This is a genomic window from Gemmatimonas sp., assembly GCF_041689975.1.
Classification (GTDB): domain Bacteria; phylum Gemmatimonadota; class Gemmatimonadetes; order Gemmatimonadales; family Gemmatimonadaceae; genus Gemmatimonas.
The window spans coordinates 1-5,465 of record NZ_JBDNFF010000263.1 but is presented as its reverse complement, the minus strand read 5'-3'; the positions used below and the strand labels follow the sequence as shown (position 1 = coordinate 5,465).

Sequence of the window (5,465 nt, the reverse complement as noted above, 5' to 3'; positions counted from 1 at the left end):
GCATCCCGATCACGACATCCGGCCATCAAAACCATTGAAAGCGGGAGGCCGAGCGCGATAATGTGCCGCGCGCGGCAACGTTTCATCCCTTCCCAACGTTCGAAGTGAAGTTGCTGCGCGATCATGACGATAGTGGAAGGTTAAGATGTCGAACCCGAGCCCTGTATGACTTACACCGAAGTCGACGTGACGCCGCTACCAACGGCACAACACGTATTCATTGCGCGGCAGCCGATCTTCGATACGAATCGACGGCGTGTGGCCTATGAGCTCCTGTATCGCGCCAACCGGGACGCCACGCAGGCCGTGGGCCTGTCGGACTCGCACATGTGCGGCGATACGGCCCTGCACGCCCTTCTGTCCATCGGCCTCGACCGACTGACCGCCGGCACGACCGCCTTCGTGAACATTACCCGCGAACACCTGCTGGGCGAACTCTACAAGATCTTCGACCCCACGGCGGTGGTGCTGGAGCTCCTGGAAACGGTGGACGGCGACGCCGCCGTGGTCGACGCCTGCGAACGGGCCGTGGCTGAGGGGTATCGCCTGGCGCTCGATGATTACGACGGACGCGCGTCGCTCGATCCCTTGCTGCCGTTCGCGAGTATCGTGAAGCTGGATGTCCTGGGGAAAACAGCCGCTGAGCTCGCACCGACGGTTGCTCGCTTGAAAGGGTTGGGGCTGACGGTGCTCGCTGAACGGGTGGAAACGGCGGAGATGCTGCACGCCTGCGAGTCGATCGGGTGCGTACTGTTCCAGGGCTATGTGTTCAGCCGTCCGGAGACATTGGACGGGCGCGCGGTCAACGTGCAGCACGCCACGGTGTTCAACATCATGGCGCTGCTGAACGAGCCGGATGTCACGGATTCGGCGCTCGAGGAAGCGTTCCGCAGCCACCCGGCGCTGTCGCTGTCCCTGCTGCGCATCGTGAATTCAGCCTCGTTCGGGGCCCGCTCCGTCGATTCGATTCACTATGCCATTCGCCTGATTGGCCGTGAAGCGCTGTCGCGCTGGATGCTCATCATGCTGGTCGCCACCGTCGGCGGGCAGAGCCCGGTGGCGCACGAAGCCGTCGTGCAGTCCCTCGTGCGCGGCCGTTTCTGCGAGACCGTCACCGCTCACGGGCTCAGCGGCGATCCTGCAGCGCGCTTTCTGGTGGGACTTCTCTCGCGCATGGACGCGCTGCTCGGCCTGCCAATGGAGTCCGTACTCGAGCGGCTCCCGGTAAGCGTTGACGTGCGCGACGCCCTGCTTACGGGCACCGGACCGCACGCGCCGGTGCTCCGCCTGGCTGATGCCTATGAGCGCGGGGAGTGGAGCGAAGTCGATGCCGACGACAACGTGGCGATCGCGCTGCGATCCGAGCTCGCCGGGCTTTACGCGGCGGCGGCGGCGTGGGCGACGCAAAGACTGGCGAGTGCGGGATAAAGACTCAGAACTCCAAACTTCTACTCAAAACTCTAAACTCACGTGAGTGGTGGGTATTGAGTGAAAGTTTCGGGTCAGGAGTTCAAGGGACCCTCTTCGCAAGACTGGCGTGCATCGAATCGGTTTTGTACTGCGCCATGCTTGCGGCATCCGCGGCGCCGTCGGGCGCTATGCTGAAAGGGAGCAGAATCGAGATGCGGCGGTTGGCGGCGGAGAGTGGATCGTCCGTGATGCGCGGCTTGGTGGCGGCGTAGCCGCGCACCTCGACGATGCGACCGTCGCTCAGTCCGACGCCTTCGAGAACCCGACGGGCGGCGTTGGCACGGTCGGCGGAGAGCTCCCAGTTGCCGTACGTGCCGCCGGCGGAAATGAACTGCGCGGCGTCGGTGTGGCCTTCGAGAATCACCGGGTGATGCAGCGTGGCGAGTTCGGTGCCGATCAACTGCAGCGCGAGCATCGTGGCTGACTTCATCTTGGCCGAGCCAAGCGGGAAGAAGACGTCACCGCTGCCGGTCTCCACGAGTTCGATGCGTAGGCCGTCGTTTGTGACTTGGACGTCGACCAAGGCCTTGAGCGCCTTGAGCGAATCGTTCGAGGCGACCTTCTCGAGGATCGCGTTCTTGAGCTGCTCGAAGGTCCGCTGTTCGGTGCTGCGCACGATCATGCGCAACGGCGTCTTCTGCACGTTCGTGGGTGCGGTGCCCGTCGAGAGCGGACTCGAACCGGCGCCGTAGCCCTTTTTATAGCCGACCGGATTGGCGAAGTAGCCTTCGATGGCCTGCTTCGTCTTGTCGTCCATGCCAAGAATCCACATCACCATGAAGAACGCCATCATGGCGGTCACGAAGTCGGCGTAGGCCACTTTCCATGAGCCGCCGTGATGGCCGCCGTGACCGGCGACTTTCTTCTTGACGATGATGATCTTCTTGCCACCGCGCGGAGCCATGAGGTTACGCGGCCTTCTTGCGCGTCATCTCTTCGAGCTCCGTGAAGCTCGGGCGCTCATGCGGTTCCACGTTGCGGCGGGCAAACTCGACGGCGGTCATCGGTGCATCGCCGCGGGCAAACGACAGCAGGGCCGTGCGCACGCAGAGCATATAGTCATGCTCGGCGGCAATGCGACTGCTCATTGCCGAGGCGATCGGACCGAACACACCGTAGGCGAGCAGAATGCCTAGAAACGTGCCGACGAGGGCGGCGGCGACCTTTTCACCGATTTCGGAGGCGGCGCCTCCGATCGAGCCCATCGTGATAATGACGCCGAGTACCGCGGCCACGATGCCGAAGCCGGGCATGGCGTCGCCGACGGCAGTCACGGCAGTGGGCACCAGCATGGCTTCATGATGATGCTTCTCGAGATCGACGTCGAGAATCTCGGCCAGGTTATGGTCTTCCACGGTACCCGTGAGCAGCACCTTGAGCGTATCGCACAGCAGCGACACCGCGTGGTGGTTTCCCATGAACGACGGATACTTCTGAAAGATATCGCTGGACTCGGGGTTCTCGATATGCGACTCGAGTCCGACCAGTCCGTCCTTGCGGGCCTTCTGGAAGATCTCGTAGAGTACCTGTAGCAGTTCGGCATAAGCGGTTGCGCCGAACGGATTCGGCTTGAGCAGGCCGAGCATCTGGGACACGACACCCTTCAGGACCGCGGGCGGATTAGCCACGATCATGGAGCCAAGTCCCGCACCACCGAGAATGAGAAACTCGTTGGGCTGGATGAGCACGGCGAGCTCGCCATGGTGCATCACATAGCCACCGATGACGGAGCCCATCACGATGACCAAGCCTATGATGACAAACACGCGGCAGATCCTGGAGTGCGAGTGGAAAGATCAGACGTAAGCGGTGATGCCGGAGCGGCACGCTGGCTCTCGCTACATGACGATTTACTTCGCGGGTTGGCACATGCGTTCAGCAATCGGGTGGCGACCGTCGCGGCCATCGCCGCACTCTTCGATTCGTCGCGCGTTCCCGACGAACGCGTGCTTTCCGGATTACGCAACGATGCCGAGCGCTTGGACGGTTTGCTGGAGCAGCTGCGGCAGCTGCCGCGTCGCGGTGATGCCGATCTCGAACCCTTGATGCCCAGCGACAGTATCCGCGCGGCGCTGGCGCTGTTCGAGCATCATCCCGAGTATCGGGACGTGTGCTGCACGGTGATCGCCGCGGATAATGTCCAACCGGTACGAGCCGAGCCGTCGGCGCTGCAGCACGCGTTGTGTGTAGCCTTGGCGGCGGCGTGTCGGGTCGGGGCCGGCCGAGGAGGAGCTTCCGGTGTGGGCGCGGCCGGCGCGGTCGTCCGCGTGGCGCTGTCTACAGAAGGCGATGTGGTGCGGATCGAGGTGTCCGCCGACGGCAGCACCGGTGAGGGCAACGCCAATGCACTGGCGCTCGACGCGGGCGCGATCGACTGGCTGCTGGCGAGAAGCAATGGACGCGGACACGCCTATCCGTACGGCTGTGTCATCGAGCTGCCCACCCTGCAGGCCTCGCGCCGCGCGCGCTGACATCAGATGCCGGGCGCCGGTAAGGGTGCCGGCACGCCAAGGGCGGCCAGCCATTCCGTGGCCACCGGGGCCGCGGCGCGCTCGTTCTCAGACTTGACCTGATCGGCAATCTCGCCGCGCAGAATCTTGACGGTGCCAGGCGCGTCGATCCCGATACGGACGCCCCCGCGATCGCAGGACACGATGACGATCCGAATCCCGCCGTCAATGATGATCGAGTCGCCTTCGCGGCGTCCGAGGATGAGCATCGCGTATCAGACCAGTGAGAGGAGCGTCTGCATCATTTCATCGGCCACTTTGATCATCTTGGTGGCCGCCTGATAAGACTGCTGCACACGCATCATGTTCACCAGTTCTTCGTCGGTACTCACGCCGCTGACCGACTGGCGTCGGGCGTCGGCTTGGTCTGCCAGACTGCGATACACGGTGGCATTGTCATCCGCGGCGGCGGTATCGATGCCGATGCGGGTCACCAGGCCGCGGAAGAAGCTCAGAAATGAGCCGGTCTCCGTGGCGCCGGTGCTCGACGTCCAACTGACCGTGTTGTCTACGATGCGTAGTCCGGCGAGCCCCTGCGCCACGCTATTGTCGGTCGGGCCGTTGGCGTTGCCGCTGGCGGCAATCCTGAGCGGGTCGCTCAGAATAGCGCTGTCGATCATGATTGTGGCGGCAGAGACCGGGTTCGGGACCGTGCCGGCTTGGAAAAAGTTGCCGGCAACGGTTCCGGGGATGGTGTTGCCACTGAACGTGTAGCCGGTGGTGTGCACGGCGTTCACCGCCGTGACGAACTGCGCCGCCATCGCATCGAGCCGGCTGCGGGCCTCGGGGATGTCTACGTTCAACACGTCCACCATCGACTTGAGCTCGCCGGCCAGTGGCGCGAGGCGGTCGCTCGACGTACCGAGCTGGATCCGCACGTTCACATCAGTGAGCGGCGTGGCCGGCAGCGGGTTTGGCGTCTCGAGCTTCAGCGACAGCGGACGTGCCGTACTTCCCTGCACGAGCGTGGAATTACCGATCAGCACCGATGTCGTGCCGTCGACCTGCGGAATGACCCGCGTGCCGGCAATCCTCGAGAGCTGGTCGAGCTTCATGTCGCGCAGATCGCGCAGGTCGTTGTTCGTGTTGCCGTTGCTTTCGGAGGTCACGATCCGCGTGTTCAATTCCGCGACCTGACCGGCGATCGAGTTGATCGTGTTCACCGTATTCTGCAGCCGTTCCATCGTGGAATCGCGCTGCTGCGTGAGCTGCGTGTCGTACTGGTTGAACAGCTGCGCCACCTGACGACCGCGCTGCTGCACCACCGCGCGCGCCGACAAGCTGCCGGGCGACGCGGAAAGGTCGCTCCACGAGCCCCAGAAAGCATCGAGGGCGCTGGCCATCCCCGCGTCGCTCGGCTCACCGAACACGCCTTCCACCTGACCCATGAGATCGCGGCGCAGTTCGGCATTGCCCGCGAGCGTACTCGCCGAGCGAAAACTGTCGTCGAGCAACAGGTCGCGCTTGCGGATGATCGTATCGATG

The 5,465-nt window shown here is 63.7% G+C and carries 6 protein-coding genes; 2 read left to right on the top strand and 4 right to left on the bottom strand.

The window, feature by feature from the left end:
- The first annotated feature begins 165 nt into the window (after window positions 1-165).
- Complete coding sequence (locus tag ACESNG_RS16560; protein WP_373058941.1) at window positions 166-1,428, top strand: EAL and HDOD domain-containing protein; 1,263 nt, start codon at window positions 166-168, stop codon at window positions 1,426-1,428.
- Window positions 1,429-1,510: 82 nt separating this feature from the next.
- Here ACESNG_RS16560 and ACESNG_RS16555 read toward each other — a convergent pair whose 3' ends face one another.
- Both ACESNG_RS16555 and motA read right to left on the bottom strand, forming a co-directional pair.
- Entirely contained in the window at window positions 1,511-2,374 is an 864-nt protein-coding gene (locus ACESNG_RS16555; protein ID WP_373058943.1) for a flagellar motor protein MotB, read from the bottom strand.
- 4 nt (window positions 2,375-2,378) lie between these two features.
- On the bottom strand, window positions 2,379-3,236 hold the full coding sequence (gene motA / locus ACESNG_RS16550) for a flagellar motor stator protein MotA (RefSeq protein WP_373058945.1): 858 nt from the start codon (window positions 3,234-3,236) through the stop codon (window positions 2,379-2,381).
- A 96-nt stretch (window positions 3,237-3,332) separates the two neighbouring features.
- Here motA and ACESNG_RS16545 point away from each other — a divergent pair, with 96 nt between their 5' ends.
- Window positions 3,333-3,941, top strand: coding sequence for a hypothetical protein (locus ACESNG_RS16545; protein WP_373058947.1), 609 nt, complete (start codon window positions 3,333-3,335; stop codon window positions 3,939-3,941).
- A gap of 2 nt (window positions 3,942-3,943) precedes the next feature.
- Here ACESNG_RS16545 and ACESNG_RS16540 read toward each other — a convergent pair whose 3' ends face one another.
- Window positions 3,944-4,189 carry a carbon storage regulator gene (locus ACESNG_RS16540; protein WP_373058949.1) on the bottom strand — a complete coding sequence of 82 codons (246 nt, stop codon included), beginning with the start codon at window positions 4,187-4,189 and terminating at the stop codon, window positions 3,944-3,946.
- A gap of 6 nt (window positions 4,190-4,195) precedes the next feature.
- Window positions 4,196-5,465, bottom strand: a 1,270-nt coding sequence (gene flgK, locus ACESNG_RS16535; RefSeq protein WP_373069817.1) for a flagellar hook-associated protein FlgK, incomplete at its 5' end; no start/stop codon positions are given.

Coding starts and splice junctions, on each gene's coding strand:
- ACESNG_RS16560 (WP_373058941.1), top strand. CDS start 166: ATGACTTACACCGAAGTCGACGTGACGCCGCTACCAACGGCACAACAC.
- ACESNG_RS16555 (WP_373058943.1), bottom strand. CDS start 2,374: ATGGCTCCGCGCGGTGGCAAGAAGATCATCATCGTCAAGAAGAAAGTC.
- ACESNG_RS16540 (WP_373058949.1), bottom strand. CDS start 4,189: ATGCTCATCCTCGGACGCCGCGAAGGCGACTCGATCATCATTGACGGC.